This is a genomic window from Luteimonas qiangzhengi (genome assembly GCF_039548515.1).
GTDB lineage: Bacteria > Pseudomonadota > Gammaproteobacteria > Xanthomonadales > Xanthomonadaceae > Luteimonas.
Genome location: NZ_JBCLVE010000005.1, coordinates 144,312 through 170,515, shown reverse-complemented (window position 1 = coordinate 170,515; position 26,204 = coordinate 144,312). Strand labels below are relative to the sequence as shown.

Below are 26,204 nucleotides of genomic sequence, written 5' to 3'. Positions count from 1 at the left end.
ACCCATCTCCATTTGTGGCGCAGCATCATGGTGAGCCCGTCAGGCGGGGCTTGCCAACCACTCGCCACGGTTGTCTTGCGCGGCAGCGGACGGGATCATGGTGCTTTTCGCGGGAGCCCAGCATGCACTGCCCTCCACTTCCTGAAAACGAAGCCGAGCGACTGGTCGCCCTCAGGGGGACCGGACAGCTCGACAGCGTCACGGACGAGGCATTCAACGACCTGATCGGGATCGCCGCCGCGATCTGCCAGGTCCCCATGGCGATGGTCAGTCTGGTGGATGCGGAGCGGCAATGGCTCAAGGCGCGGATCGGCATCGGGGTGCAGGAAACAGCGCGGGACATCTCGTTCTGCGCACATGCGATCCTCAATCCGGCGGAAACGATGGTGGTTGAGGATGCGCTGCTCGATCCCCGCTTCCAGACCAGCCCACTGGTGACCGGTGAAGCCGGGATCCGCTTCTATGCAGGCGCCCCGCTGCTCAACCCGGAGGGTCTTCCACTGGGCAGTTTCTGTGTCATGGATCAGAAGCCCCGCCAGCTGGATCCCGAACAGCTGAAGGCGCTTGAGGCGCTGTCGCGCCAGGCGTCAAACCTGATCGAGCTGCGCCGCCTGTCCACCGAACTCCAGCATCACCTGCAGGAACGCGAGTGGTACGAGGAACAGCTGCGCCTGCATCAGGATGAGCTGGTGAAACAGAACGCCGACCTGACGGAGATGAGTCGCACCGATCCGCTGACCGGGCTGGACAACCGCCGGGCCTTCTCACAGACGCTGGAGGAGATCGGCGCGAGCGGCCAGCCCTATGCGGTGGCGATCTGCGATATCGACAGGTTCAAGACCATCAATGATGAGTACGGCCACGCCGAGGGCGACCGGGTGCTGCGCGAGGTTGCGGCCGTGTTGCGTACGCGCCATGCCGCACGCGGGCGGGTGGCGCGCTATGGCGGCGAGGAATTCGTGATGCTGTTTCCGGGAATGGATGCAGCCGGGGCGCAGGTGGAATGCGAGCAGCTGCGTCAGGCGGTCGCCGACCTGTCCCTGGGCATGCCGGTGACAATAAGTATCGGGGTTGGCTCGGGAGTTCGGGGAGTCCCTCCCGAACGGGCCCTGGAGCAGGCGGACGCCGCGCTTTACGAGGCCAAGCGCGGCGGGCGCAACCGGGTGGTGGTTGCAGCCGCCGCGGCGATTCCCAGCCGGCGCCTCGACGCCGGTTGAGGGGCGGCCGGATCAGCCGGCGACGAGGAAGCGCTCGGCGTCGTCGATAAAGGTCTTGTCGCCGATCTCGCTGGCGTGGCTGCCAAACGGCATCTGCGCGCGCAGCACCCAGCTGTCCGGGATGTCCCATTCAGCGGCAACCGCCTGGTCGGGCAGCGGGTTGTAGTGCTGCAGGCTGGCGCCGATGCCGGCTTCGGCCAGCGTCATCCACACCGCGTACTGGGCAATACCGGTGCTGTGCTCGGACCAGACCGGGAAGTTGTCGGCATACAGGGGAAACTGCTCCTGCAGCGCCTGCACCGGTGCCTTGTCCTCGTAGAACAGCACGGTGCCGGCGCCAGCGGCAAAGCCGTCGATCTTCTGCTCGGTGGTCGGGAAGGCGTCGGCCGGAACGATCTTGCGCAGTTCGTCCTTCACGATCTCCCAGAATTTGACGCTCTGCGCACCGTGCAGAATCAGGGCGCGCGAGCTCTGCGAGTTAAACGAAGAGGGCGCCTGGCGCATGGCTTCCTGAATCAGGCTGGTCACCTGGTCCTGGCTGATCGGGAGGTCGTTGCCCAGGGCGTACTGGCTGCGGCGCTTGCGGGCGACGTCGAGGAAGCGGTTGCTGGTCATGGAAACGGGTCCTTATGGGAGTGAATAGGGGACGGGAACAGGAAATTCAGGCCCCAATTCTAGTTTCCACGAGCTGTCTGTTTGCGTTCATTTCTGGAACAAAGGTTCTTGTCGTAGCGATTGCGTGCTGTTTGTGTCCCTTCGGAAGGTCCGCTTTTCACGCATCTGTCATACCCGCCGGCCTTCCTTGACTCCCCCATACCCGCGGTAGACCATGGCCAGATGCACCCATCCGTCGACAGGTGTCAGGAGAAAGAAGAAATGACAGTCGAACTGTCCCGCCGCGGCTTCCTGAAGCTCGCCGGCGCCGGGGCGGCGGCCAGTACGCTCGGTGCCATGGGGTTTGGGGCGGCGGAAGCCGCTACTACAGCCCATGTGCGCGAGTTCAAGCTGGCCACCATGACCGAAACCCGCAATATCTGCACCTACTGTTCGGTGGCGTGCGGAGTCATCATGTACTCGAATGGCGATCTGAACGCCGGCGAGCATGCCGACCTGATCCATATCGAGGGCGACGCCGACCATCCGGTCAACCGCGGCACCCTGTGCCCGAAGGGCGCGGCGCTCAAGTCCTACGTGAAGTCGGAAAGCCGCCTGACCCACCCGCGCATCCGCCGCCCGGGTTCGGACCGGTTCGAGGAGATTTCCTGGGACGAGGCGCTCGACAAGATCGCCCGTACCGTCAAGGACGACCGCGACGCCAACCTCATCGAGCGCAACGAGGACGGTGTGACGGTGAACCGCTGGACGACCACCGGCTTTCTGGCCGCGTCCGCAACCACCAATGAAACAGCGTGGCTGACCTACAAGGCTGTCCGCTCGATGGGTATCGTCGGGTTCGACAACCAAGCAAGGGTTTGACACGGCCCCACGGTGTCCAGTCTGGGCCCGACGTTTGGCCGTGGTGCGATGACCAATTCCTGGACGGATATTGGTAACGCAGACCTCGTCATCATCATGGGCGGCAACGCCGCCGAAGCACATCCCTGCGGGTTCAAGTGGGTGACCGAAGCCAAGCGCCGTCGTGGCGCCAAGCTCATCGTGGTCGATCCCCGCTTCAACCGTTCCGCGTCGGTGGCCGACTATTACGCCCCGATCCGGCCGGGTTCGGATATCGCCTTCCTGATGGGCGTGATCCGCTGGTGCATGGAAAACGACAAGATCCAGTGGGATTACGTCAACAACTACACCAACGCGTCCTACCTCGTGCGGGAGGATTTCGGCTGGCACGAAGGCCTGTTCACTGGCTACGACGAAGAAAACCGACGCTACGACCAGGAAAGCTGGGAGTACCAGATCGGTGACGACGGCTATGTGCTGACCGATCCGTCGCTCGACGACCCGCGCTGCGTGTGGAACCTGCTGCGCCAGCACGTTGACGTGTACACGCCGGAGTTCGTGGAAAACCTCTGCGGTACGCCGAAGGAAAAGTTCCTGACGATCTGCGAAATGATCGGCGAAACGTCTTCCCCGACGAAGACGATGACGTCGATGTACGCGCTCGGCTGGACCCAGCATTCCAAGGGCGCGCAGAACATCCGCGGCATGGCCATGCTGCAGCTGCTGCTGGGCAATATCGGCGTTCCGGGCGGCGGCATGAACGCGCTGCGTGGGCACTCCAACATCCAGGGTCTGACCGACGTCGGTCTGATGTCGAACCTGATCCCGGGTTACCTGGCGATCCCGACCGAGACCGAGCCGGACTTCGAAACCTACATCTCCAGTCGCGGCAACAAGCCGCTGCGTCCCAACCAGATCAGCTACTGGCAGAACTACAGCAAGTTCTTCGTCAGTTTCATGAAGTCGATGTGGGGCGATGCGGCCACGGCCGAGAACGGCTGGGGCTATGACTGGCTGCCGAAGCTCGACATCGCGCAGTACGACGCGATGAAGATGTTCGACATGCTCAAGAACGACGAAGTCAACGTCTACTTCTGCCAGGGCTTCAACCCGATCCTCGCGTTCCCCAACCGCGGCAAGATGACCGAGGCTTTCTCCAAGCTCAAGCTGCTGGTGGTGATGGATCCGCTGGAAACGGAAACCGCTGCGTTCTGGGAAAACCACGGCATCTACAACGATGTCGATACAGCGTCCATCCAGACCGAAGTGCTGGAGCTGCCGACCACGTGTTTCGCCGAGGACGAAGGTGCCACGGTGAGCTCGGGCCGCTGGCTGCAGTGGCACTGGCCGGGCGCAAGCCCGCCGGGCAAGGCGCAGACCGACAACTGGATCATGGCCAACATCTTCCAGCGGGTGCGCAAGCTGTATGAGGAAGAGGGCGGCAAGGTGCCCGAGCCGATCCTCAACCTCACCTGGGACTACGCTGATCCGTTGCATCCGACCGCGGCCGAACTGGCCCGGGAGCTCAACGGCAAGGCGCTGGTGGACCTGGACGGTGGCCGCCGCAGTGGCGATCAGCTGTCGAGCTTCGGCGAGCTGCGCGATGACGGCACGACCGCCGCGGCCTGCTGGGTCTACACCGGCAGCTGGACCGAGGACGGCAACATGATGGCCCGCCGCGACAACAGCGATCCCAGCGGCATGGGCGTGCACGCCAACTGGTCGTTCGCCTGGCCGGCCAACCGCCGGACCCTGTACAACCGCGCCTCCTGCGACCTGGACGGCCGGCCGTGGGATCCGGAGCGGGTGATCCTGGAGTGGAATGGCGAGCGCTGGGTGGGGCCGGATGTGCCCGACATCGGCGTGACGGCCCATCCGCACGACGTGGGTCCGTTCATCATGAATCCGGAAGGCAGCAGTCGCTTGTTCAGCCGCAGGCTGATGCGTGACGGGCCGTTCCCGACCCATATGGAACCGTTCGAAAGCCCGGTGGAGAACCCGTTCAACCGCAGGATGCGCGGCAACCCGGTCGCCCGGATTTTCCCGGAAGATCTGGCAGGCCTCGGCTCAAGCGACGCGTTCCCCTTCGTGGCCACGTCGTACCGCCTGACCGAGCATTTCCACTACTGGACCAAGCACAACCGCACCAACGCGGTGACCCAGCCCGAGTTCTTCGTCGAGATCAGCGAGCAGCTGGCGGCCGAACGCGGGATCACCAAGGGTGACCGGGTCCGGGTGTGGTCCTCGCGCGGCCAGATCTGGGCCAAGGCGGTGGTGACCAAGCGGATCCAGCCGCTGGTGTGTGACGGCAAACCGGTGCACATCGTCGGTATCCCGATCCACTGGGGCTTCAAGGGCGCGGCGCGCAAGGGCTTCGGCTCCAATTCGCTGGGCCCGTTCGTTGGCGATGCCAACATTGAGACCCCGGAGTTCAAGGCGTACCTGGTGAACATTGAGCGGGCCGCAGACCAGGAGGTGCCGGCATGAGTGACCAACGCGCCCCCCAGCCGGTGACGGCGGCGGCCAATCCACCGGTCCAGCCGATGGCGTCCAACCTGCTGCCCAGCGATCTGGTGCGGTCGTCGGCCACGGCCGACCTGCCCGCGCCGGAGCGGCAGCTGACCAAGGTGGCCAAGCTGATCGACGTATCCCGCTGCATTGGCTGCAAGGCCTGTCAGTCGGCATGCATCGAGTGGAACGACCTGGAGCCGGAGATCGAGGAAAACGTGGGTGTCTACGACAACCCGCACGACCTCACGCCGGAGATGTTCACGCTGATGCGCTTCAGCGAGTACGAGAACCCCGATACCGGCAATCTGGAGTGGCTGATCCGCAAGGACGGCTGCATGCACTGCGAGGATCCGGGCTGCCTGAAGGCCTGCCCGGCCCCGGGGGCGATCGTGCAGTACTCCAACGGCATCGTCGATTTCGTCTCCGAGAACTGCATCGGTTGCGGCTACTGCGTGGCCGGCTGCCCGTTCGATATCCCGCGCATCCACAAGACCGCGCAGGTGTCGACCAAGTGCACGCTGTGCTCCGATCGCGTTGCGGTGGGGCAGGGGCCGGCCTGTGCCAAGGCCTGTCCGACCGAGTGCATCACCTTCGGCCCCAAGGACGAGCAGGTGGCCTTCGCCCAGGAACGCGTGGCCGATCTCAAGTCGCGCGGTTTCGAGAACGCCGGTCTGTACGACCCGCAGGGCGTGGGTGGTACCCACGTGATGTACGTGCTGCACCACGCCGACAAGCCGTCGATCTATGCAGGCCTGCCGGATGATCCCAGGATCTCCCCGGTGGTGGCAGGCTGGAAGGGCCCGGCCAAGGAAGTGGGGCTGGTGGCGGCGGGCGTGGCCCTGGCTGGCGCCGCGCTGCACGGCCTGGTGTCGCGTGCCAACAAGGTCAGCGCCGAGGAAGAGGAGCAGGCACAGCAGCTGGTTGACAGCCATGACGACGATGGGAGGCGGGCACCATGAGTGACGAACGCGTTTATTCCGCGCCCGGCGACAGGATCGAATCCCGTCGTCCCGTCGTGGTCAATCGCTACCGCGGCTTCACCCGGGCCAACCACTGGCTGACCGCGGTGTGCATGATCGTGCTGCTGCTGTCGGGCTTCGCGTTCTTCCACCACTCGCTGTACGGGCTGACCAACCTGTTCGGAGGTGGGCAGACCACGCGCTGGCTGCATCCCATCGTGGGCGTGGTGCTGACGCTGAGCTTCCTGGGGCTGTTCGTGCAGATGTGGCGGCTCAACATGCCACGTTCGGAAGACGCCGAGTGGAGCCGGAAGATCGGCGATGTACTCAAGGCCAATGAAGCGGCCCTGCCCGAAGTGGGCAAGTACAACGCCGGCCAGAAGCTGGTGTTCTGGGCCATGGCCTTCCTGATCCTGACCATGGTGATCACCGGCGTCATGATCTGGGAGCAGTACACCGCGCACCTGTTCTCGATCCCGGTACGCCGGGTGGCGGTAGCGGTGCACGCGGTGGCGGCCGTTCTTTCGGTGCTGGTGTTTATTGCTCACGTGTATGCGGCCATCTGGACCCGCGGCACCATCCGCGCCATGACCCGCGGCACGGTGACCGGGGGCTGGGCCTTCCGTCACCATCGCAAGTGGCTGCGGGAACTGGCCGGTGGGCGCAAGGCCGACGGTTCGGAGCGCCTGTGAACGACGAAGCGGAAGAAGCGCTGAAGCCGGATCCGTCCATGATCGGCGGCGTACCCACGCCGCCGCTGGCGTTTCTGCCCCAGCCGGTGAAGCTGTTCCAGACCCGCGCCAAGCGGTTCGCATTCCTTGCCGAAAGCAACGAGCTGGCGCCGTACCTGGAGTTCCTGGCGGAACTTTCCCGGCTCCAGGCAAGGTTGGCGGTGACCCTGCCACCGGTCGAGCCGCTGGCTGCGGAACGGCTGGCCAAGGCCGCCGATGGCGCGATGCCGCCGATCGACCGGGAAAAGCTGGCTGCCGACCCAGCGCTGGATGCGGTGCTCCAGGCCCTGGCTGAAGAAGCTGTTGGACTGGAGATGCCGGACGAGGCGCGGCAGGCGTTGGAGGCGGTGCGCGGTGCCGATGTGGAGCAGCGGCTGTGGCTGCTGTCCAACGTGCTGGGCGACGATATTCCAGACGATGCCACCGCGCCGCATCTGTTTGCGGCGGCTGCGGTGCAGGTGCACCTGGCCCGGCTGGCGGCCACGCTGGATGTGGATGCGTTGGTGCCCGTCAGCACGGGGATCTGCCCCGCCTGCGGCGGCCGGCCGGTGACCTCATCGGTGATGGGAGCGCAGGGGATCGAAAGCATCCGCTACGCCACCTGCGCCGGCTGCGCCACGCAGTGGAACGAGGTGCGGGTCAAATGCCTGTGCTGCGGATCCAACAAGGACGTCCGCTACCGTTCGGTGGAAACGACCGATGCCACGGTCAAGGCGGAGACCTGCCGGGAGTGCAACCGCTGGGTGAAGATCCTCTACCAGGTGAAGAACGCCAGCCTGGACCCGGTGGCCGATGACGTCGGCAGTCTGGGCCTGGACGTGCTGATGAAGGACACCGAATTCACCCGCGGCGGCTTCAACCCGTATCTGGTGGGTTACTGACTGGTGGGTTACTGACCGGCCTTCGGTGCCGGTCACCCCTGTAGGAGCGCGCCACGCGCGCGAAGCCGCGTGAACAGCGTTGTGGTCCTGGTAAATCGGTCACGACGTTGGTCGACGGAGCCACGCCGCCGGCCCGGCGACCAACGGGCTCTTGAGTTCGCGGTGATCGACTTGGAACTGGATTCACGCGGCTTCGCGCGCGTGGCGCGCTCCTACGGGAGTGGGCTGGCTGCGGCGAAGTTGCGGTCGGTGAGTACGGCGATCTCGGTGCCGTTGCGGGTTTCGATCCGCACCAGGCCGGCGGCTTCGACGCCGCCGATGCTGTCTTCCCCCAGCCAGGCCAGCGTGCGCATGAGCAGGCTCATGCGCACGTCCAGACGTTTGCGCAGGCGTGGCAGGGCGATGCCTTCCGGGTGCCGGGCCAGTTCGGCCAGTACAGTTTCAGGCAATGACAGCTGCGGGGATGTCACGCTGGCTCGGGCCCTTGGTGTGGGGGTCAGGGCGATGCGGATGCACCAGCACCGGAATTGATTTGGAGGTGGGCGTGCGGGCGCGCTCGGCGAAGCTGGACAGCGGCACCAGCGCGTTGGTTTCCGGGTAATAGGCTGCCAGGCAGCCGCGCGGGATGTCATAGGCGACCAGCAGGAAGTGTCTGGCCATGCGCTGCACGCCGTCGTCGGCCAGGCTTTCCAGATCCACGCGGTCACCGGCTTTCATGCCCAGCGCGGCGATGTCTTCGGCATGGGCGAACAGCACCCGCCGTTCCCCGTGCACGCCGCGGTAGCGGTCGTCGAGCCCGTAGATGGTGGTGTTGTACTGGTCGTGCGAGCGCACGGTGCTCAGTACGAACACGGGCTGTCCACTCGCCTTGCGACCCGCACGGGCGCGATGGGCCGGCGTGCTGGTGGGCACCGGGTGTGGCTTGAACGCGGCCCGCCCACCGGCGGTATTCCAGCGCCGCTCGCGCGCGCCGTTGGAGAGGCGGAAGCCCCCCGGCACGCGCACGCGCTGGTTGAAATCGTGGAAGTCGTCGAACACACGCGCAATCAGGTCGCGGATGCGGTCGTAATCGTCCAACAGCCAGCGCCAGTGCACCTTGCTGCGTGCGCCCAGCGTGGCCTCGGCCAGGCGCGCGACGATGGCGGACTCCGACAGCAGGCCGGCATCGGCCGGCGCGTTGATGCCGCCCGACAGGTGCACCATGCTCATCGAATCCTCCACCGTCACCTGCTGCGGGCCGGCGACCTGCATGTCGATTTCGGTGCGACCGAGGCACGGCAGGATCAGCGCCTCGCGCCCGTGCACCAGGTGGCTGCGGTTGAGCTTGGTGGCCACGTGCACGGTGAGGTCGCAGCGGCGCAGCGCCGCGTGGGTGGCGGCGGTGTCCGGAGTCGCTGCGGCGAAGTTGCCGCCCATGGCGAAAAACACTTTCGCCCGGCCGTCGCGCATGGCTTCGATCGCACCGATCGTGTCATGGCCGGGAGCGCGCGGCGGCGTGAAGCCGAACACTTCCTCCAGCCGATCCAGGAATGCCTGTGGCGGCTTCTCCCAGATCATCATGGTGCGGTCGCCCTGCACGTTGCTGTGCCCGCGCACCGGGCAGGCGCCGGCGCCAGTGCGGCCGATATGGCCGCCAAGCAGCAGCAGGTTGCAGATCATCTGGATGGTCGCCACCGAGTGCAGGTGCTGGGTGATGCCCATGCCCCAGCAGCAGATCAGGCGCTTGGCCGCGAGGTAGGTGTCACCCACGCGCCGGATCGCATCCTCTTCAATCCCGGACTCGGTGACGATGGTGTCCCAGGATTCCGCCGTCACATCGGCGGCGAATGCCTCGAAGCCGCTGGTGTGCTGGGCGATGAAGTCCCGGTCCAGCAGCGAGGGACGCCCCTCGCGCAGCGCCTCGGCGTCGCGCTCCAGGGCATGCTTGATGATGCCTTTCAGCGCCGCCAGGTCGCCGCCGATCTTCAGCTGCAGGTAGTCCGAGGAAATCCGGGTGGAGCCTCCGCGCAGCATCTCCGCCTTGTCCTTGGGATCGGCGAATCGCTCCAGCCCGCGCTCGCGCAGCGGGTTGAACGACACGATCGCCGCGCCGCGCTTGGCCGCATCGCGCAGCTCGCCCAGCATGCGCGGATGGTTGGTGCCCGGGTTCTGGCCGAAGATGAAAATCGCATCGGCCTGCTCGAAATCCTGCAGCGACACCGTGCCTTTGCCCACGCCGATCTGCTCGCCCAGGGCCACGCCCGAAGGCTCGTGGCACATGTTGGAGCAGTCGGGGAAGTTGTTGGTGCCGAACTCGCGCACGAACAGCTGGTACAGGAACGCGGCTTCGTTGCTGGTGCGCCCGGAGGTGTAGAACAGTGCCTCGTCCGGCGATTCCAGGCCGTTGAGATGGCGGGCGATCAGTGCGAAGGCGTCATCCCATTCCACTGGCACATAGCGGTCGCTGTCGGCGTCGTAGCGCATCGGCGTGGTCAGCCGGCCCTGGCCTTCCAGCCAGTGGTCGCTGTAGCCGGACAGCTCGGCCACCGTGTATTTGGCGAACAGGTCCGGCCCGGCGCGGTGGCGCGTGGACTCGGCGGCCACCGCCTTGGCGCCGTTCTCGCAGAACTCGAAGGTGGAAGTATGGTCGCGGTCCGGCCAGGCGCAGCCGGGGCAGTCAAAGCCGTCCGGCTGGTTCATCGACAGCAGCGTCTTCGCACCCTTGACCGCCACTTCCTCCTTGCGAAGGTGCGCGGCCACGCTGCGCAGCGACTGCCAGCCCCCGGCGGGGCCGTCGAACGGCTGGATCGGTTTGTTGCTCATTGCGGGTAATTCAACACCTTGAAGCCTGCCTTCCATCTTCCCGCGGGGGCCGGGGCAAGTCCATTCGACCGCACCTCCATGCCGTTTGACCCATGCGCTGTCCCGCGGCAACGTGCACGCTCGATCCACTGTGACGACGGAGGACGGCCTTGCATCGACGTGATTTCCTGACCCTGGGCGGGCTTGGCATCGGTGCCCTGATGCTGCCGCCCTTCATCGGCCGCGCGATCGCTGCCGAAGAGCTGATGCTGGCGTTGGATCCCGGACTGAAGCGCCGCCTTGCGGACGCCGCGCTGGAAGCGGCCACCGGCGGTGGCGCCAGCTACTGCGACGTGCGCATCGGCCGCTACCTCCGCCAGTTTGTGATGACCCGCGAAGACCGGGTCGAGAACGTGGTCAACGCCGAGTCCACCGGCGTCGGCGTGCGGGTGATCGCCAACGGCGCCTGGGGCTTTGCCGCCACCAGCGAACTCACGCCGCAGGCCGTCGTGCAGGCCGCCCGCCAGGCCACCGCGATCGCCCGCGCCAACGCCGGCATCCAGACCGAGCCGGTGCAGCTTGCGCCCGTCAGCGGGGTGGGTGAGGTGAGCTGGCGCACGCCGATCGCGCGCAACGCGATGGAAGTACCGGTGGAGGAAAAAGTCGAACTGCTGCTGGGCGTCAACGCCGATGCGATCAACGCCGGCGCCGACTTCGTCAGCTCGCGCATGTTTGCGGTCAACGAGCAGAAGTACTTCGCCAGCACCGACGGCTCCTACATCGACCAGGACGTGCATCGGATCTGGGCGCCGTTCACCGTCACCGCGGTGGACAAGGTCAGCGGCAAATTCCGCACCCGCGACGGCCTGTCGGCGCCGATGGGGCTGGGCTATGAATACCTGGATGCCGACCCGGCCGGGCGCATCGAACTGCCCGGTGGGGTGGTGGCCTACGGCACCTCCTACGACATGCGCGAAGATGCCGTGGCGGCCGCCCGCCAGGCGCGCGAGAAGCTGTCCGCGCCTTCGGTCGAACCCGGCCGATACGACCTGGTGCTCGACCCGAGCCACCTGTTCCTCACCATCCACGAGAACGTGGGCCACCCGCTGGAGCTGGACCGCGTGCTCGGCTACGAGGCCAACTACGCCGGCACCAGTTTCGCCACCCTGGAGCGCATGCGCGAAGGCCTGAAATACGGCAGCGAGCGGGTGAATTTCTTCGCCGACAAGACCCAGCCTGGCAGCTTGGGCGCCGTGGCCTACGACGACGAAGGCGTGAAGTGCAAGCGCTGGGATCTGGTGAAGGACGGCATGCTGGTCGACTACCAGGCCACCCGCGATCAGGCCCACATTCTGGGCAAGACCGAATCCGATGGCTGCAGCTACGCCGATTCGTGGTCGACGGTGCAGTTCCAGCGCATGCCCAACGTGTCACTGGCGCCGGGGAAGGAACCGCTGACGGTGGCGGAGATGATCGCCGACGTGGAGGACGGTATCTACATCCACGGGCGCGGCTCGTACTCGATTGACCAGCAGCGCTACAACTCCCAGTTCGGTGGCCAGCTGTATTACCGGATCCGCAACGGCGAAGTGGCAGAGATGCTGGAGGACGTGGCCTATCAGATCCGCACGCCGGAGTTCTGGAATGCATGCAGCGCGATCTGCGATGAGCGGGACTTCCGCCTCGGCGGCTCGTTCTTTGACGGCAAGGGACAGCCTTCGCAGGTGTCGGCGGTGTCACATGGTTCGTCGACCACACGCTTTGATGGCATCAACGTGATCAACACGGCGCGCAGCCTTGGATGACCGTCTCCGGTAGCAGCGCACCATGCCAAAAGCCATTTGACGCTCAACCAGCCGACCGCAAGAATCGATGCGGCCTGATGCCATCCGTCACGGCGTCAATCCGCAACCACCCATCCCGATCGTCACCCGCCGCACGCGGCAACGATCCAGCACTGGAGACCTGTCTTGGACAGACGTGACTTCCTGGCCCTGAGCGGCCTCGGACTGGGTGGGCTGGTCCTGCCATCGTGGCTTGGCAAGGCCGTTGCCGCCGATGAGCTGATGACCGTCCTCGATCCCGCCATCAAGAAGCGGCTCGCCGACACCGCCCTGCAGGCCGCCACCGGCGCTGGCGCCAGCTACTGCGACGTGCGCATCGGCCGCTACCTGCGCCAGTTCGTGATGACCCGCGAGGACAAGGTCCAGAACGTGGTCAACGCTGAATCCACCGGCGTCGGCGTGCGGGTGATCGCTGACGGTGCCTGGGGCTTTGCCGCCACCAACGACATCAGCCCTGACGCTGTGGCCCGCGCCGCGCGCCAGGCCACCGCGATCGCCAAGGCCAACGCCCGCATCCAGGCCGAGCCGGTACAGCTGGCGCCGGTGCAGGGCGTGGGCGAGATGAGCTGGCGCACCCCGATCCAGCGCAACGCCATGGAAGTGCCGGTCAAGGAAAAGGTGGACCTGCTGCTGGGCGTCAACGCCGCGGCCATGGGCGCCGGCGCCAGCTTCGTCAATTCCACCCTGTTCGCGGTCAACGAGCAGAAGTACTTCGCCAGCACCGATGGCTCCTACATCGATCAGGACGTGCACCGGATCTGGGCGCCGATGACGGTCACCGCCATCGACCAGGCGAGCGGCAAGTTCCGCACCCGGTCCGGGCTGTCCGCGCCGATGGGCCTGGGCTACGAATACTTCGATGCCGACCCCGCGCAGAAATTCATCTCGCCCAACGGCGTGGTCAACTACGGCCACTCCTACGACATGGTCGAGGATGCGGTGGCTGCCGCCAAGCAGGCGCAGGAGAAGCTGTCCGCACCTTCGGTCGAACCGGGCCGCTACGACCTGGTGCTCGACCCCTCGCACACCTGGCTCACCATCCACGAGTCGGTCGGCCACCCATTGGAGCTCGACCGCGTGCTCGGCTACGAAGCCAACTACGCCGGCACCAGTTTCGCGACTTTGGACAAGCGCGAGGAAGCCTTCCGCTACGGCAGCGACCTGGTGACCATGTTCGCCGACAAGACCCAGCCGGGCAGCCTCGGTGCGGTGGCGTACGACGACGAAGGCGTTGAGTGCAAGCGCTGGGACCTGATCCGCGACGGCATCCTGGTCGACTACCAGACCATCCGCGACCAGGCCCACATCCTCGGCAAGGACGCGTCGGATGGCTGCTGCTATGCCGACTCGTGGTCGACCGTGCAGTTCCAGCGCATGCCCAACGTGTCGATGGCACCGGGCAAGGCGCCGCTGTCGGTCGAAGACATGATCAAGGACGTCGAGAACGGCATCTACATCATCGGCGACGGCTCGTTCTCGATCGACCAGCAGCGTTACAACGCGCAGTTCGGCGGGCAGCTGTTCTACGAGATCAAGGACGGCGAAATCACCGGCATGGTCGAGGACGTGGCCTACCAGATCCGTACCCCGGAATTCTGGAATGCCTGCAGTGCGATCTGCGATGAAAGCGACTACCGCCTGGGCGGCTCGTTCTTCGACGGCAAGGGCCAGCCTTCGCAGGTCTCGGCCGTGTCGCACGGTTCGTCCACCGCCCGCTTCGACGGCATCAACGTCATCAATACCGCCCGCTCGCTCGGCTGACGGAACCAGGGAGACTTTCACAACATGACTATCTTCACCGAAGAGCAGGCCCGCGCGATCCTCGACAAGGTCGTCGGCCTGTCCAATGCCGACGAATGCACCGCCACCCTGAGCGGGTCGGTCGAGGGCAACATCCGCTTTGCCCGCAACAGCGTGTCCACCAGCGGCGAAGTCGCCAACGCCGAATTGAGCGTGCAGGTGGCGTTCGGCAAGCGCGTTGGCACGGCCACGATCAACGAGTTCAGCGATGAGGCCCTGGAGCGCGTGGTGCGCCGGGCCGAAGACCTGGCGCGCCTGGCCCCGGAGAACGCGGAGTTCATGCCCGCCATCGGGCCGCAGCAGTACCGTCCGAGCCCGACGTTCAGTGAATCCACCGCGGCGATCACCCCGGATTTCCGCGCCGGCGTGGCGGCCGACTCCATCGCGCCCAGCCGTGAGCAGGGCCTGGTGGCGGCGGGATTCCTGGAAGACGGACAGAGCTTTACCGCGTTTGCCAACAGCAACGGCAACTTCGGCTACCAGCGCGGCACCAGCTTCGACTACACCTGCACCGTGCGTACCGAAGACGGGCAGGGCTCGGGCTGGGTGGGTCGCAACCTGCGCCATGCCAACGAGTTCGACGCCGGGCGCGACGTCGCCGTGGCGATGCGCAAGGCGGCCTCCTCGGCCAGTGCACGCGCGCTGGAGCCGGGCAAGTACACGGTGATCCTGGAGCCGGCCGCGGTGGCCGGGCTGGTGTCGTTCATGATGCGCTTCTTCGATGCGCGTACCGCCGATGAGGGCCGCAGCTTCCTTTCCAAGCGCGGTGGCGGCAACCGGCTGGGCGAGCAGCTGTTCGACCCGCGGGTCAATGTGATTGCAGATCCGTGGAACGAGGACGTGCCGGTGATGCCGTGGGACGGCGAGGGCATGCCGCGCGAACGGATGCCGATCATCGAGAACGGCAAGGTCGCTTCGCTGAACTATTCGCGTTACTGGGCCCAGCAGCAGGGCCAGCGGGCGACGGGCAGCCCCGGCAACCTGATCATGTCCGGTGGCGACAAGTCGACCCCCGAGCTGATCGCCGGTACCGAGCGCGGCGTGCTGGTCACGCGTACCTGGTACATCCGCATGGTTGATCCGCAGACCGTGCTGCTGACCGGGTTGACCCGTGACGGCACGTTCTACATCGAGGACGGCCAGATCCGCTATCCGATCAAGAACTTCCGCTTCAATGAGTCGCCGGTGATCATGCTCAACAACATCGACGAACTGGGCCGGTCGGTGCGCGTGGGCGAGGGTCGCATGCAGATGATGCTGCCGCCGATGCGCCTGCGCGACTTCACATTCACCTCGCTCTCCGACGCGGTGTGAAGATCGCCTGGATTCACGCGGCTTCGCGCGCATGGCGCGCTCCTACAATAGGGACATGAACCGCGCGCAGTTCCTGAAGCTGATGTTGGGCGGCGCGGCAGCAACCCTGCTGCCGCGGCCGCTGCTGGCCGCGGGCGGGTATGACTTCCGGTTTACCCGCCTGCGCTATGAATCGGGTAACTGGGACGTGGACGCGCGGATGCCGTCCAACGTCATCACCTCGCTGATCGATTACACCAACCTGCGGGTGGATCCCGAGGAGCAGGTGCTGGACCTGGCCGATCCGCGCATGCTGCAGGCGTCTTTCTGCTATCTGGCCGGGCACAAGCTGGTGGAGTTCAATCCGGCCGAGCGGCGCAACTTCGAGCGCTATGTGCGCAATGGCGGGTTCGTGTTCGTGGACGACTGCAACCACGATATCGATGGGCTGTTTGCCAAGTCGTTCGAGACGCAGATGGCGTCGATCTTCGGCAACGATGCGCTGCACAAGCTGCCCAACAGCCATGCCCTGTACAACAGCTTTTTCCGCTTCCCCGACGGTCCGCCCACCACCAGCTTCGAGCTCAACGGCTGGGGCGATGACCTGGTCCACGATTACCTCAAGGGCATCGAAATCGATGGCCGACTGGGGGTGCTCTACAGCAACAAGGACTACGGCTGCGAGTGGGACTACGACTGGCGCAACAAGCGCTTCCTGGCCGAAGACAACACCAAGTTCGCGGTCAATATCGTCATCTACGCGCTGACTGCGTGAACCACGGAACCCTGCAATGACCGACCGCTTGACCGAATCCGATGTGCAGCAGCGCCTGGGCGCGCTCGATGGGCTGCGCGAAGCCATTGGCCAGGCCGTGGTTGGCCAGGCCGAGGTGGTGGAACAGCTGCTGGTGGCTCTGCTGGCCGGCGGCCACTGCATGCTGGAAGGCGTGCCCGGCCTGGGCAAGACGCTGCTGGTGCGCACGCTCGGCCAGGCGCTGGAGCTGGAGTTCCGGCGAGTGCAGTTCACCCCGGACCTGATGCCCAGCGACATCCTCGGCACCGAGGTGCTGGAAGAAGATCACGGCACCGGCCATCGCAGCTTCCGCTTCCAGAAGGGACCTGTGTTCACCAATCTGCTGCTGGCCGACGAGCTCAACCGCACCCCGCCGCGCACCCAGGCGGCGCTGCTGGAAGCGATGCAGGAGCGCACCGTCAGCTACGCCGGCGTGACCCATGCGCTGCCGGCGCCGTTCTTCGTGCTGGCCACGCAGAACCCGATTGAACAGGGTGGCACCTATCCGCTGCCCGAGGCCCAGCTGGATCGCTTCCTGCTGCAGCTGCGGGTGGAGTACCCGGACGAGGCCGAGGAACTGGCCATCGTTGAGCAGACCACCGGCGCCGGGATGGCCGAGGTGCCGCGGGTGATGGATGCAGCGGCGGTGCTTGAGCTGCAGGCGCTGGTGCGGCAGGTGCACGTGGGTGCGGATCTGATGCAGTGGATCGTGCGCCTGGTGCGTGCCAGCCGTCCCGGCGAAGGCGCTCCCGAAGCCGTGCACAGTTACGTGAAGTGGGGTGCCGGCCCGCGTGCGGCCCAGTCACTGGTGCTGGCGGCGAAGGCCCGGGCGCTGCTGCAGGGCCGCCTGGCCGCGACCCGCGAGGACGTCACGGCGCTGGCGGCGCCGGTGATGCGCCATCGCCTGCTGCTGTCGTTTGCTGCGGAGGCCGAAGGCGTGCACGCCGATGATGTGGTCGCGGCGCTGCTGCGCGAGGTGCCGCCGCCGGGCACCGCGGCCGACTGATCCGCGGGCGCGGTGATGGCCTGGGATCCGGTCCCGCCGCAGGTGCGCGGCCTGTTGCGTGCGCTGCGGATTGGCGCGCGTCGTGCCGCGGGCGGGCGTGGGTTTGGCCAGCACCGCAGCCGCGAGCGTGGTGCGGGTCAGGAGTTCGTGCAGTACCGGGGTTACGAGCCGGGCGATGAACTGCGCCGGATCGATTGGAAGCTCTACGCCCGCAGCGACCGTTTCTACGTGCGCGAGGCCGAGCGGGAAAGCCCGCTGGCCATCTGGGTCGTGGTGGATACCAGTGCCTCAATGGGGCAGGTGGATGAGGGACGTGGCGACTGGTCGCGGCTGGAGGCGGCCAAGTCGCTTGCCGCCAGCGTTTTCGAAGTGTCCCTGGCCCAGGGTGATCCGTTCGGCCTGGTGTTGGCGGGCAACGATGGTCTTTCGTTCATGCCGCCTGCGGCCGGGGTGCGCCAGCGTGACCGGCTGCTGCTGGCGCTGCGCGAAGCGACGGCAGGGGGTGGCTTTCCCGCTGAACACCGGCTGGAATCGCTGCGCCAGCGGATCGGCCCGGATGACGTGGTGGTCCTGCTGGGTGATTTCTTTGATGACACCTCCGTGGCGCTGGCCACGAAGCTGGCGGCAGCGCGGCGCGAGGTGTTGGCCATACAGCTGCTGACCGTGGCCGAACGTGATTTCCCGTTCACAGACGGGCGCCGCTTCCGCGATCCGGAGACTGGCGCAGAACTGCCCGGCGATGGCCAGGCGATGCGGGAAGGGTTCCTGGCCCGCTTCGGAGCCGCGCAGCGCGCGCTGCGGGCGCGCCTGGATGCAGCCGGTATCCGCCACGCCGTGTACGTGCTGGATGAGCCGCTGGAGCGGCCGCTGCGGCAGCTGTTCGCGGGAGCGGGACGGCCATGAGCCTCGGCCTGCTGCTGCCCGCTGCCTTGGCGGCGCTCGGCGCGCTGCTGCTTCCGGTGTTGATTCACCTGGCACGGCGCAGCCAGATGGTCCCGACCCCGTTTGCGGCCCTGCGTTGGCTGCGACAGGCAGCGCGTCCACAGCGGCGCGTGCGGATCGAGGAATGGCCGCTGCTGCTGCTGCGCCTGCTGTTGCTGGTCCTGCTGGCGCTGTGGCTGGCACGGCCGGTGCTGTTTGGCGAACAGGACGCCGCAGGCTGGACCGTGGCGGTGCCTGGCGTGGATACGGCCCAGGTGCGGGCCTTGGCCGAAGGCGCGGAGCCGCCGCGCTGGCTGGCACCGGGCTTCCCGCCGCTGGATAGCTCCGCACCGACCGGCGCTGTGCCGGTCGCCAGCCTGCTGCGTCAGCTGGACGCGGAGCTGCCGTCGGGCGCCTCCCTCACCGTGGCGGTGCCCGAGTGGCTGCACGGCATGGATGCGCAGCGACCGCAGCTGTCGCGTCCGGTGGGCTGGCACGTGCTGCCGGGCACGATGCAGGCTTCCGAAGCTTTTGTCCGGGAGCCGCTGGTTTTGGACGTGCGCTATGACGGCGACAGGGCAGCCGCGCTGCGCTACCTGCGCGCGGCCGCAGCGTCATGGAACGATCCGGATGTGCAGGCCGGCGATGCCCTTCAGCCGGGACCGGTCGACGCGCCTCTGGACCCCGCCGCTACCCACCTTGCGTGGCTGGTCGGTGGTCCCGTACCGGAGACAGTGCTGGATTGGACCCGCGACGGAGGGGTGTTGCTGCTCGACGCTTCGGCGGAAGTTGAACTGCCTGCGCGCGCTGTTGCCTGGTGGCGCGACGAGGCGGGCGAACCTTTGGTGGAAGGCGCGTCCTACGGACACGGCCGCGTGCTGCGTTTCACCCGCGAGCTCACGCCTGCCCACATGCCGCAGCTGCTTGAACCCGACTTCCCAGACCAGCTGCGCGACGTACTGCAAGGGGTGGCACCCGCTCCAGCAACGGTGGCCGCGGCCACCCACGCGCCGCTGCAGGTCAGCGCCACCTGGCCGCAGGATCCCCGTGAACTGCGTCCGTGGTTCGCGCTGTTGATTGCGCTGGCGTTCCTGCTTGAACGCTGGCTGGCGACGTCGCCCAGGCGACAGTTGCCGGCGGACGGAGAGCGGCCATGAGCCCGGCCCTGCGTCTTCGACTGGCAATGCGCGCGGCCCGCCTGCGGGTGGTGCTGTCGAGCGGGTTGCTGGCGCTTCCGCCGGTCGCCGCCGGCGCCGTACTGGCGTGGCGATTGGGAGGGGTGGCTGCTGCAGTACTGGCAGCCGGCGTGGGCCTGGCCATCGCAGTGGCATTCATTGTCTGGCGCGCGCGGAGGATTGATGCGCGCTGGCTGTCTCAGAAGCTGGATGCCAGCCGCAGCGACATGGAAGACAGCGCCGCCCTGCTGTTTTCAGCGCGTGAACAACTCGGACCCCTGCAGCGTCTGCAGCGTGAGCGCCTGCGCCAGCGCATCGCCACCGCGCCCATGCCGGACATGCGGCCGCCCTGGCCGGGCCGCGCCGCATGGCTCACGCTCGTGGCTGCCGTGCTTGTGATCCTGGCCGCCCTGCTGTGGCCCGGTGCGGTCGACCGTGACGGCATGCGATCCGTGCCTCCCCAGACGGCTGCCCCCGGCGCCCCACAGCTTGAGGCGTGGCGCCTCAGCGTCGAGCCGCCGGCCTATACCGGTCTGGAAGCCTGGGACGCCGATACGCTGGATGTCGAGGCACCGGAGGGATCACAGCTGCGCTGGACCCTGCGCTTCAGCCCGGAGCCCGCCAGCGCGGCGCTGGTATTCCATGACGACGCAGAAACCTCCCTGGAGCAGATTGAAGGCGACTGGAGCGGGGAACACGTGCTGGCGCGTTCGGTGCTGTACCGGATCGTCGCCGAGGGCGGGACCGGGCAGCCGATCCCCCCGCTGCACCGGCTGGAGGCCGTCACCGACCAGCCTCCTTCGGTGAAGGTTCTGGCGCCCGAGCGCAGCCTGAGTCTGATGGACCCGGGCCAGCGCCAGTGGCAGCTCGCCTTCGAAGCCAGCGATGACTATGGCGTGGCTGCCAACGCCACCCTGCACCTCATCCTGGCCCAGGGCACCGGCGAGAACATCACGTTCGCCGAGAGCACCCGCACCCTGCGTGGCAGCGGTGCGCCAACGCGCCGGCGCTTTGAAACCACTCTGGATCCGATCGCGCTCGGCCTGGCGCCCGGAGAAGACCTGGTGGTGCGGCTGGAGGTGCGGGACAACCGCGCGCCCAACCCGCAGACGGGCCGCAGCCCCAGCCTGATCCTGCGTTGGCCCCCGCCGCCGCCGCCGGATGTCGAAGGGCTGGATGCCTTTGCCCGCGATGTGCTGCCGGCGTATTTCCGCAGCCAGCGCCAGATCATCATCGACGCCGAGTCACTGCTGGAGCAGCGGCCATCACTGGAGGCGGAACAGTTCTCCGGACGCTCCGACGCCCTTGGCGTGGACCAGCGCATCCTGCGCCTGCGCTACGGCCAGTTCATGGGTGAAGAGGCCGAAGATGGCCCCGGGCTGCCGGTGGACGATGCGTCGCCCGTGCCCGCGCCGACCCTGCTGCCGATCGACGATTTCGGCCAGGAGCCCACGCCGCTCCCCGCGCCGGTTGATAGCGAAGGCGACCACGGACACGACCACGGCCATGCAGACGGACAGCCGCGTGAGGCGGCCGCCTTCGGCAGCATGGACGGCGTGCTGGAGGAATACGCCCACCTGCATGACCTGCCCGAGGCCGCGACCCTGCTGGATCCGCGCACCCGCGAAACCCTGCGCCTGGCGCTCGGCGAGATGTGGCAATCCGAGCTGGCGCTGCGTCAGGGCGATCCGGCCAGGGCGCTGCCGTATGCCTATCGCGCGCTGACGTATATCCAGCAGGTGCGCGAAGCCGACCGCATCTACCTGGCCCGGGTCGGTACGCAGCTGCCGCCGATCGATGAAAGCCGCCGCCTGCAAGGCGAGCGCGACGGCATTGGCCGACGGCCACTTGCGCCGAGCCGCCGTGATCTGGAGGCAAGCGAGCTTGAGTCGCTGTGGCAGGCCATGGCGGACGCCCCGGGGTTCGAAGACGCGGACCTTGAGCTGCTGGATGCCTGGGCCGCGGCCAACGCGGACCGCCTCGACGATCCGCTGGCGCTGGTCGCGGCCCTTGATGCGCTGCGCCGCGAGCCCGACTGCGCCTCCTGCCGCCAGGGCCTGCGTGCATTGCTGTGGACCCTGATTGAGCGTCCGGCCGCGCAGGCGCCGCGCCGAGCCGAGGCGGATGCAGCCGGCAGCCGATACCTGGAGGCGCTGCATCTGGAGGCGCAGCACATGGAGGATGAGCCTTGAGCGCGACTTTGATCCTGCCGTTGCTGCTTGCGCTGGCCGTCCTGCTGGCATGGGCGCGCCTGCTGTGGCGTCGGCGGCGCACTCCCGGTCCGATCGGCCGCTTCGCTCTGCTGATGCTGTTGCAGCCCCTCTCCGCCGGGCTGCTGTACCTGACCCTGATGCCACCCCAGCTGCCGGTGCAAAGCGCCACCCTGAGCGTGCTGACCGCCGGCGCGGATCCTGCCCGGGCCACGGGGGCCGTGGTGGTGTCGCTGCCGGAAGCCCCGTCTGTACCGGATGTGCTGCCAGTGCCGGATCTGGCCACCGCGCTGCGCCGTCATCCGGGCATGGCGCTGCAGGTGCTGGGCCACGGGCTGGTACCGCGGGACCGCGATGCGGCGCGTGGCCTGCTGATGGATTTCCAGCCTGCACCGCTGCCGCCGGGCCTGAGCCATCTGTACGCACCTACGCGCGTCGTGCCCGGGGCGGAATTTTCCGTCAGCGGCCGTGTGGAGGGCGTTGCAGGTGGGGAGGTGCGACTTCTGGATCCCGCGGGGCAACAGGTGGATACCGTGGTTGTGGACGACAGCGGCCGGTTCAGCCTGGCCGGGTACGCGCGCGCACCCGGGCTGGCGCAGTACTCGGTTCAGACGCTGGATGGCGACGGGGAAGACGTGGGCCGGGTGCCGGTGCCTGTGCAGATCGCAGCGGATCCGCCGCCGCGGGTGCTGCTGCTCGCCGGTGCACCCAACCCCGAGTTCCGTCACCTGCGCCGCTGGGCCACGGATGCAGGGCTGGACGTGGATGTGGAAGTCTCCGTGGGCCGCGGTGTGGGGTTGGGTGATGGCCCGGCACCGGCTACGGCGGAGGGATTTGATGACGTCGATCTGGTGATTGCCGACACGCGTGCGCTCGCGGGCCTGGGAGATACGCGCCGCGTAGCACTCGTGGACGCTATGGCCGCCGGCCTCGGGCTGCTGGTACGGGTGGACGGCCCGCTGTCGTCGACAGCCCGCAGCCAGCTGGCAGCGCTGGGCATGGCGGTGGAAGGCGAGGGTCATGTGCAACCGGTGGCGCTGCCGGCAATTGCGGATGCCGGCCTGCTGCGGGCGCGCATGGGCCCGGGCAGCGACGAAGCCCCGTTTGAGCCGGCGCTGGCCTCCGAAGCGCTTCCGGAGCTGGAGCGGCGGGCGCTGCGGCCTGAATCCACCGACGCCGTGCCGCTGCAGGCCGGGGCTGACACCGACTTCGCCTGGTGGCGGCCGCATGGCCGGGGTCGGGTGGGCCTGTGGACGCTGACTGACAGCTATCTTCTGGCGCTGGCCGGGCGCGGGGATCTGCACGCGCAACTGTGGAGCGCAATGGTGTCCCTATTGGCGCGGCCGACGGCCAACAGTGCGCCGTGGTTCGAGCCTGACGCGCGAACCGGAACGCGGATGGCCGTTTGCGGCCTGATGGAACCGGAGGCAGTGGTGACGGACCCGGATGGGCAGCTGACCCCCGTGCTGGTGGACCCTGCTACGGGCGCAGCGGGATGCGCTGCCTACTGGCCGCAAACCGCTGGCTGGCACCTGCTGGAAACGGAAGACGGGCGCTGGCATTTCCACGTGCGTGCCGCGGGCGCCGCGCCCGGAATCGAGGCGGCCGCACTGCAGGAAGCCACGCAGCGGCTGATAGCCGGATCAGGAATGATCAAGTCGGCAGGCCCGGGATCGGCCGAAGTGCGTCGCGGACCGTCCTGGCCCTGGTTCCTGGCCTGGCTGGGCGCCATCGGCACGCTGTGGTGGCTGGAGCGCCGTCGCCCCCAGATGTAGGAGCGCGCCATGCGCGCGAAACCGCGTGAATCCCGGCGGTGCCACGTGGCGTCGGACACAGCACCGTTACCGAAGCCCCGGTTCGACAATCGGTGTCACGCGGCTTCGCGCGCATGGCGCGCTCCTACACATGCGAGTGTGCGGCCTCGGATGCGCGAAGGCTCAGCCTTCGTCTTCCTCGAATTCCACGATCGCGTCCAGATCGAAGGCCAGCGCCTCGACCGCTTCACGCACCTTGCGCGCGGTGGCCGGGTTCGGTGCTTCCACCTCGATTTCGTGCGTGTCCGGTCCGCGCACGTCGTGCAGACCGGCGGAACTGGAGTCTTCATCATCCATGCGCGTCATCAGGTCGGCGATTTCCTCGACGTGCTCGATGCCGTCGAGGCTTTGCAGCAGATTCATGATGCCGCGGACGGCGTCATCGTTGCCGGTCAGGCGGATGTGGAGCATGGGCATGGCGGTCTCGCTTGCAGGTCCAGGGGCAGCCGCAGGCTAGGGCTGCGGGAGCGAAGCTTCCGTGATGGCGGCGACCCTGTTGCCCGCGTTTCTCAACCTTCCCCGGCCAGCCGCGTGGGCAGTGGCACGTTGCACAGGTCGATGTGCCCGGCGGGGTGCAGGTACCAGCCGTCGCGGCGGTTGCGGCGCGATTCCACCACCGCGTCGAACAGCGGCGTATCGGTGCGCAGCAGCTGCAACGGCGTGCGCCCGGATTCCGGGACATCGGAGGCCAGCCGCACGGTACGGATCGGGGTGCGCTGGGCCGGATCTTCATAGAATCCCAGTGGGCCGGAGCCACGTGGCATCGGGCTCAGCAGTTCGATGCCGTCCACGACCCGCCCCACTACGGTGATATTGCGGTCCAGCTGGCGGGGCGACTGGCCGGTCACCGCGTACAGCTCGGTGCCGATGCTGGAATCGGGCTCCGCCCCGCGGCCCGCTCCCACCATCCCGTAGCAATGCGCCAGCCACGCCTTGCCGGTGGCGGGGTCACGCGCGGCCGGAAAACCGGCAGCAAACCCCACTTCCGGCGCCCAGCCGTCGGCGTCCGGAAGACGATGGAAGTCCAGGAAGTCCAGCCCGCTGGCATTGCGCTCGAATTCCGCCGGCAGCGACTCGCGTGCGTTGCCAAGCGATCGCCGCGCGTCACCTTCCGCCGGATCGCCCCACTGGACCACGAAGTTGTCGTGCGAGCGGTAGATCGCAAGCCCGTCCCAGAAGTGTTCGCGCGCCAGCGTGCGCAGGTTTTCCACGTGCGCCGGGGCGAAGTCCGGCGCCAGCTCGATGATCACCCGGCCGGCGTCGAGCTCCAGATACAGCGTGTTGTCCGCATCCAGTTCGCGCCAGTCATCCGCGCTGGATGACGCCAGAAGCTCGCCCATGGTGGGCGGCAGCGGCTCCTCGGCCGTGACGGGAACCGCGATGAACATCGCAGCAAGGAGCGTGCTGGCCAGCAACGGCAGGACGGGCAGGGCAAAGCGGCGGTGGGACATATCGACCATCCAGATGCGGAAAGGGCCGATTCTGGCAGAAATGACTATTTGCGCGCGGCGGCCTTGCCCGGGGTGTGTGCGGCAATGAAGTCGCGCACCTGCGGGTACACCAGCGTGCGCCAGCGGCGACCGCTGAAAATGCCGTAGTGGCCAACGCCCTTCATCGTCACCTGCGTGCGCTTCGCCTTGGGGATCCCGGTACACAGCTCGTGCGAGGCGTGGGTCTGGCCCTGGCCGGAGATGTCGTCCAGCTCGCCTTCGATGGTCAGCAGCGCAGTGCGTGAAATGGCGGAAGGATCGACCCGTTCACCGGCCACGTCCCACTCGCCGCGCGGCAGCAGGAATTCCTGGAATACGATCCGGATGGTGTCCAGGTAGTACTCGGACGGCATGTCCAACACCGCGTTGTACTCGTCGTAGAAGCGGCGGTGGGCCTGGGTATCGTCGCCGTCTCCCTTGAGCAGGTCCTGGTAGAAATCCCAGTGCGACTGGAAGTGCCGCTCGGGATTCATCGCCATGAACCCCATGTGCTGCAGGAAGCCCGGATAGACCTTGCGGCCCTTGCCTGGATAGTTCACTGGCACCTGGTGGATCACGTTGTTCTCGAACCACCACAGCGGCTTCTCGGTGGCCAGGTTGTTGACCGCCGTGGGCGACTTGCGTCCGTCCACCGGTCCACCCATCAGCACCATCGACAGCGGCGTGGTTTCCCCGGCCGTGGCCATCAGCGAGATCGCCGCCAGCACCGGCACCACCGGCTGGCATACCGCCATCACGTGCAGATTTTCCGCGCCAATGGTGCGGATGAATTCCTGCACGTAAGCCACGTAATCATCCAGAGTAAATCCGCCGTCTTCCCTGGGCACCATGCGCGCGTCGACCCAGTCGGTGATGTACACCTTGTGGTCGGGCAGCAGGGTGCGCACGGTGTCGCGCAGCAGGGTGGAGTGGTGCCCGGACAGCGGCGCCACCACCAGCACCGTCGGCTGGTCCTTCATGCCCAGGATGTTCTCGGCGTCGTCGGTATAGCGCTTGAAGCGCAGCAGCCGGCAGAACGGCTTCTCGACAATGACCTTTTCCACCACCGGCACGTCGTGGCCGTCCTTCTCCACCTGATGGATGGCGAATTCGGGCTTTTCGTAGTCCTTGCCGACCCGGTAGAACAGCTCGTTCGCCGCCGACAGCTCATCGGATCCGGGAAGCGATGAAAGCCAGCTGCTGGAGGTGGAAAACGCCTTGGCGTTGGCTTCGGCCCAATAGGTGAGCGGCGCGGTCATGGCGCGGCCGAGCTCGTGGAACTGATACAGGAGCATGCGTTGGGGAAGCCCTTCTGCAGGATTGCTGCGGTGCAGAATATACGAA

The 26,204-nt window shown here is 67.0% G+C and carries 20 protein-coding genes; 14 read left to right on the top strand and 6 right to left on the bottom strand.

The features are described from left to right. Positions 1-122: 122 nt before the first annotated feature. Positions 123-1,217: a GGDEF domain-containing protein gene (locus WCE59_RS04820; protein ID WP_343257581.1), complete on the top strand. Its 1,095-nt coding sequence runs from the start codon at positions 123-125 to the stop codon at positions 1,215-1,217. Positions 1,218-1,229: 12 nt separating this feature from the next. Here the strand turns inward: WCE59_RS04820 and WCE59_RS04815 are convergent, their stop codons facing one another. Next, positions 1,230-1,832, bottom strand: a complete 603-nt coding sequence (locus tag WCE59_RS04815; protein WP_343257580.1) for a nitroreductase family protein — start codon at positions 1,830-1,832, stop codon at positions 1,230-1,232. A gap of 261 nt (positions 1,833-2,093) precedes the next feature. On the opposite strand from WCE59_RS04815, the gene fdnG reads away from it, so the two are divergent. The 4 genes from fdnG to fdhE are packed head-to-tail and all read left to right on the top strand — an operon-like array spanning position 2,094 to position 7,754. Next, positions 2,094-5,159, top strand: a complete 3,066-nt coding sequence (fdnG, locus tag WCE59_RS04810) for a formate dehydrogenase-N subunit alpha (RefSeq protein ID WP_343257579.1) — start codon at positions 2,094-2,096, stop codon at positions 5,157-5,159. Between the two features lie 56 nt (positions 5,160-5,215). Then, the gene (gene fdxH, locus WCE59_RS04805) at positions 5,216-6,142 is read left to right on the top strand and encodes a formate dehydrogenase subunit beta (RefSeq protein WP_343257683.1); all 927 of its coding nucleotides are present in this window, start codon (positions 5,216-5,218) and stop codon (positions 6,140-6,142) included. Next, positions 6,139-6,834: a formate dehydrogenase subunit gamma gene (locus WCE59_RS04800; RefSeq protein ID WP_343257578.1), complete on the top strand. Its 696-nt coding sequence runs from the start codon at positions 6,139-6,141 to the stop codon at positions 6,832-6,834. The genes fdxH and WCE59_RS04800 overlap by 4 nt, the downstream gene beginning before the upstream one ends. Beyond that, complete coding sequence (gene fdhE, locus WCE59_RS04795) at positions 6,831-7,754, top strand: formate dehydrogenase accessory protein FdhE (RefSeq protein WP_343257577.1); 924 nt, start codon at positions 6,831-6,833, stop codon at positions 7,752-7,754. Before WCE59_RS04800 ends, fdhE begins: the two co-directional genes overlap by 4 nt. 212 nt (positions 7,755-7,966) lie before the next feature. On the opposite strand, the gene WCE59_RS04790 is transcribed toward fdhE, so the two are convergent. Together WCE59_RS04790 and WCE59_RS04785 are read right to left on the bottom strand one after the other, a co-directional pair. Continuing rightward, complete coding sequence (locus WCE59_RS04790; protein ID WP_343257576.1) at positions 7,967-8,203, bottom strand: hypothetical protein; 237 nt, start codon at positions 8,201-8,203, stop codon at positions 7,967-7,969. Then, positions 8,196-10,556, bottom strand: a complete 2,361-nt coding sequence (locus WCE59_RS04785; protein ID WP_343257575.1) for an FdhF/YdeP family oxidoreductase — start codon at positions 10,554-10,556, stop codon at positions 8,196-8,198. The genes WCE59_RS04790 and WCE59_RS04785 overlap by 8 nt, the downstream gene beginning before the upstream one ends. Before the next feature lie 149 nt (positions 10,557-10,705). Here WCE59_RS04785 and WCE59_RS04780 point away from each other — a divergent pair, with 149 nt between their 5' ends. From WCE59_RS04780 to WCE59_RS04740, 9 genes are all read left to right on the top strand, one after another. Then, positions 10,706-12,340, top strand: coding sequence for a TldD/PmbA family protein (locus WCE59_RS04780; protein WP_343257574.1), 1,635 nt, complete (start codon positions 10,706-10,708; stop codon positions 12,338-12,340). Positions 12,341-12,505: 165 nt separating this feature from the next. Next, complete coding sequence (locus WCE59_RS04775; protein WP_343257573.1) at positions 12,506-14,140, top strand: TldD/PmbA family protein; 1,635 nt, start codon at positions 12,506-12,508, stop codon at positions 14,138-14,140. Positions 14,141-14,164: 24 nt separating this feature from the next. Further along, on the top strand, positions 14,165-15,493 hold the full coding sequence (locus WCE59_RS04770; RefSeq protein WP_343257572.1) for a TldD/PmbA family protein: 1,329 nt from the start codon (positions 14,165-14,167) through the stop codon (positions 15,491-15,493). Positions 15,494-15,548: 55 nt separating this feature from the next. Further along, a complete protein-coding gene (locus WCE59_RS04765) occupies positions 15,549-16,247 on the top strand; it encodes a DUF4159 domain-containing protein (protein WP_343257571.1) in 699 nt (232 codons plus the stop codon). A 16-nt stretch (positions 16,248-16,263) separates the two neighbouring features. Then, positions 16,264-17,271 (top strand): AAA family ATPase, encoded by a 1,008-nt coding sequence (locus tag WCE59_RS04760; protein WP_343257570.1) that lies wholly within the window; start codon positions 16,264-16,266, stop codon positions 17,269-17,271. A gap of 15 nt (positions 17,272-17,286) precedes the next feature. After that, the gene (locus tag WCE59_RS04755; RefSeq protein ID WP_343257569.1) at positions 17,287-18,174 is read left to right on the top strand and encodes a DUF58 domain-containing protein; all 888 of its coding nucleotides are present in this window, start codon (positions 17,287-17,289) and stop codon (positions 18,172-18,174) included. Beyond that, positions 18,171-19,349 carry a BatA domain-containing protein gene (locus WCE59_RS04750; protein WP_343257568.1) on the top strand — a complete coding sequence of 393 codons (1,179 nt, stop codon included), beginning with the start codon at positions 18,171-18,173 and terminating at the stop codon, positions 19,347-19,349. The genes WCE59_RS04755 and WCE59_RS04750 overlap by 4 nt, the downstream gene beginning before the upstream one ends. Then, entirely contained in the window at positions 19,346-21,559 is a 2,214-nt protein-coding gene (locus tag WCE59_RS04745; protein ID WP_343257567.1) for a hypothetical protein, read from the top strand. Before WCE59_RS04750 ends, WCE59_RS04745 begins: the two co-directional genes overlap by 4 nt. Further along, a complete protein-coding gene (locus tag WCE59_RS04740) occupies positions 21,556-23,352 on the top strand; it encodes a carboxypeptidase-like regulatory domain-containing protein (RefSeq protein WP_343257566.1) in 1,797 nt (598 codons plus the stop codon). Before WCE59_RS04745 ends, WCE59_RS04740 begins: the two co-directional genes overlap by 4 nt. Before the next feature lie 162 nt (positions 23,353-23,514). Here the strand turns inward: WCE59_RS04740 and WCE59_RS04735 are convergent, their stop codons facing one another. The 3 genes from WCE59_RS04735 to WCE59_RS04725 all read right to left on the bottom strand — a co-directional run bounded on the left by WCE59_RS04735 (position 23,515) and on the right by WCE59_RS04725 (position 26,155). Continuing rightward, a complete protein-coding gene (locus tag WCE59_RS04735) occupies positions 23,515-23,808 on the bottom strand; it encodes a hypothetical protein (RefSeq protein WP_343257565.1) in 294 nt (97 codons plus the stop codon). A 92-nt stretch (positions 23,809-23,900) separates the two neighbouring features. After that, complete coding sequence (locus tag WCE59_RS04730) at positions 23,901-24,851, bottom strand: peptidylprolyl isomerase (RefSeq protein ID WP_343257564.1); 951 nt, start codon at positions 24,849-24,851, stop codon at positions 23,901-23,903. A 35-nt stretch (positions 24,852-24,886) separates the two neighbouring features. Further along, positions 24,887-26,155: a polyhydroxyalkanoate depolymerase gene (locus tag WCE59_RS04725; RefSeq protein WP_343257563.1), complete on the bottom strand. Its 1,269-nt coding sequence runs from the start codon at positions 26,153-26,155 to the stop codon at positions 24,887-24,889. Positions 26,156-26,204 lie beyond the last annotated feature (49 nt).

Bases quoted from the DNA above. Each gene is read 5' to 3' on its own strand.
- WCE59_RS04760 (WP_343257570.1), top strand. From the start codon at position 16,264: ATGACCGACCGCTTGACCGAATCCGATGTGCAGCAGCGCCTGGGCGCG.
- WCE59_RS04770 (WP_343257572.1), top strand. From the start codon at position 14,165: ATGACTATCTTCACCGAAGAGCAGGCCCGCGCGATCCTCGACAAGGTC.
- WCE59_RS04765 (WP_343257571.1), top strand. From the start codon at position 15,549: ATGAACCGCGCGCAGTTCCTGAAGCTGATGTTGGGCGGCGCGGCAGCA.
- WCE59_RS04815 (WP_343257580.1), bottom strand. From the start codon at position 1,832: ATGACCAGCAACCGCTTCCTCGACGTCGCCCGCAAGCGCCGCAGCCAG.
- WCE59_RS04730 (WP_343257564.1), bottom strand. From the start codon at position 24,851: ATGGTCGATATGTCCCACCGCCGCTTTGCCCTGCCCGTCCTGCCGTTG.
- WCE59_RS04725 (WP_343257563.1), bottom strand. From the start codon at position 26,155: ATGCTCCTGTATCAGTTCCACGAGCTCGGCCGCGCCATGACCGCGCCG.
- fdxH (WP_343257683.1), top strand. From the start codon at position 5,216: ATGGCGTCCAACCTGCTGCCCAGCGATCTGGTGCGGTCGTCGGCCACG.
- WCE59_RS04750 (WP_343257568.1), top strand. From the start codon at position 18,171: ATGAGCCTCGGCCTGCTGCTGCCCGCTGCCTTGGCGGCGCTCGGCGCG.
- WCE59_RS04755 (WP_343257569.1), top strand. From the start codon at position 17,287: ATGGCCTGGGATCCGGTCCCGCCGCAGGTGCGCGGCCTGTTGCGTGCG.
- WCE59_RS04745 (WP_343257567.1), top strand. From the start codon at position 19,346: ATGAGCCCGGCCCTGCGTCTTCGACTGGCAATGCGCGCGGCCCGCCTG.
- WCE59_RS04785 (WP_343257575.1), bottom strand. From the start codon at position 10,556: ATGAGCAACAAACCGATCCAGCCGTTCGACGGCCCCGCCGGGGGCTGG.
- WCE59_RS04800 (WP_343257578.1), top strand. From the start codon at position 6,139: ATGAGTGACGAACGCGTTTATTCCGCGCCCGGCGACAGGATCGAATCC.
- WCE59_RS04820 (WP_343257581.1), top strand. From the start codon at position 123: ATGCACTGCCCTCCACTTCCTGAAAACGAAGCCGAGCGACTGGTCGCC.
- WCE59_RS04735 (WP_343257565.1), bottom strand. From the start codon at position 23,808: ATGCCCATGCTCCACATCCGCCTGACCGGCAACGATGACGCCGTCCGC.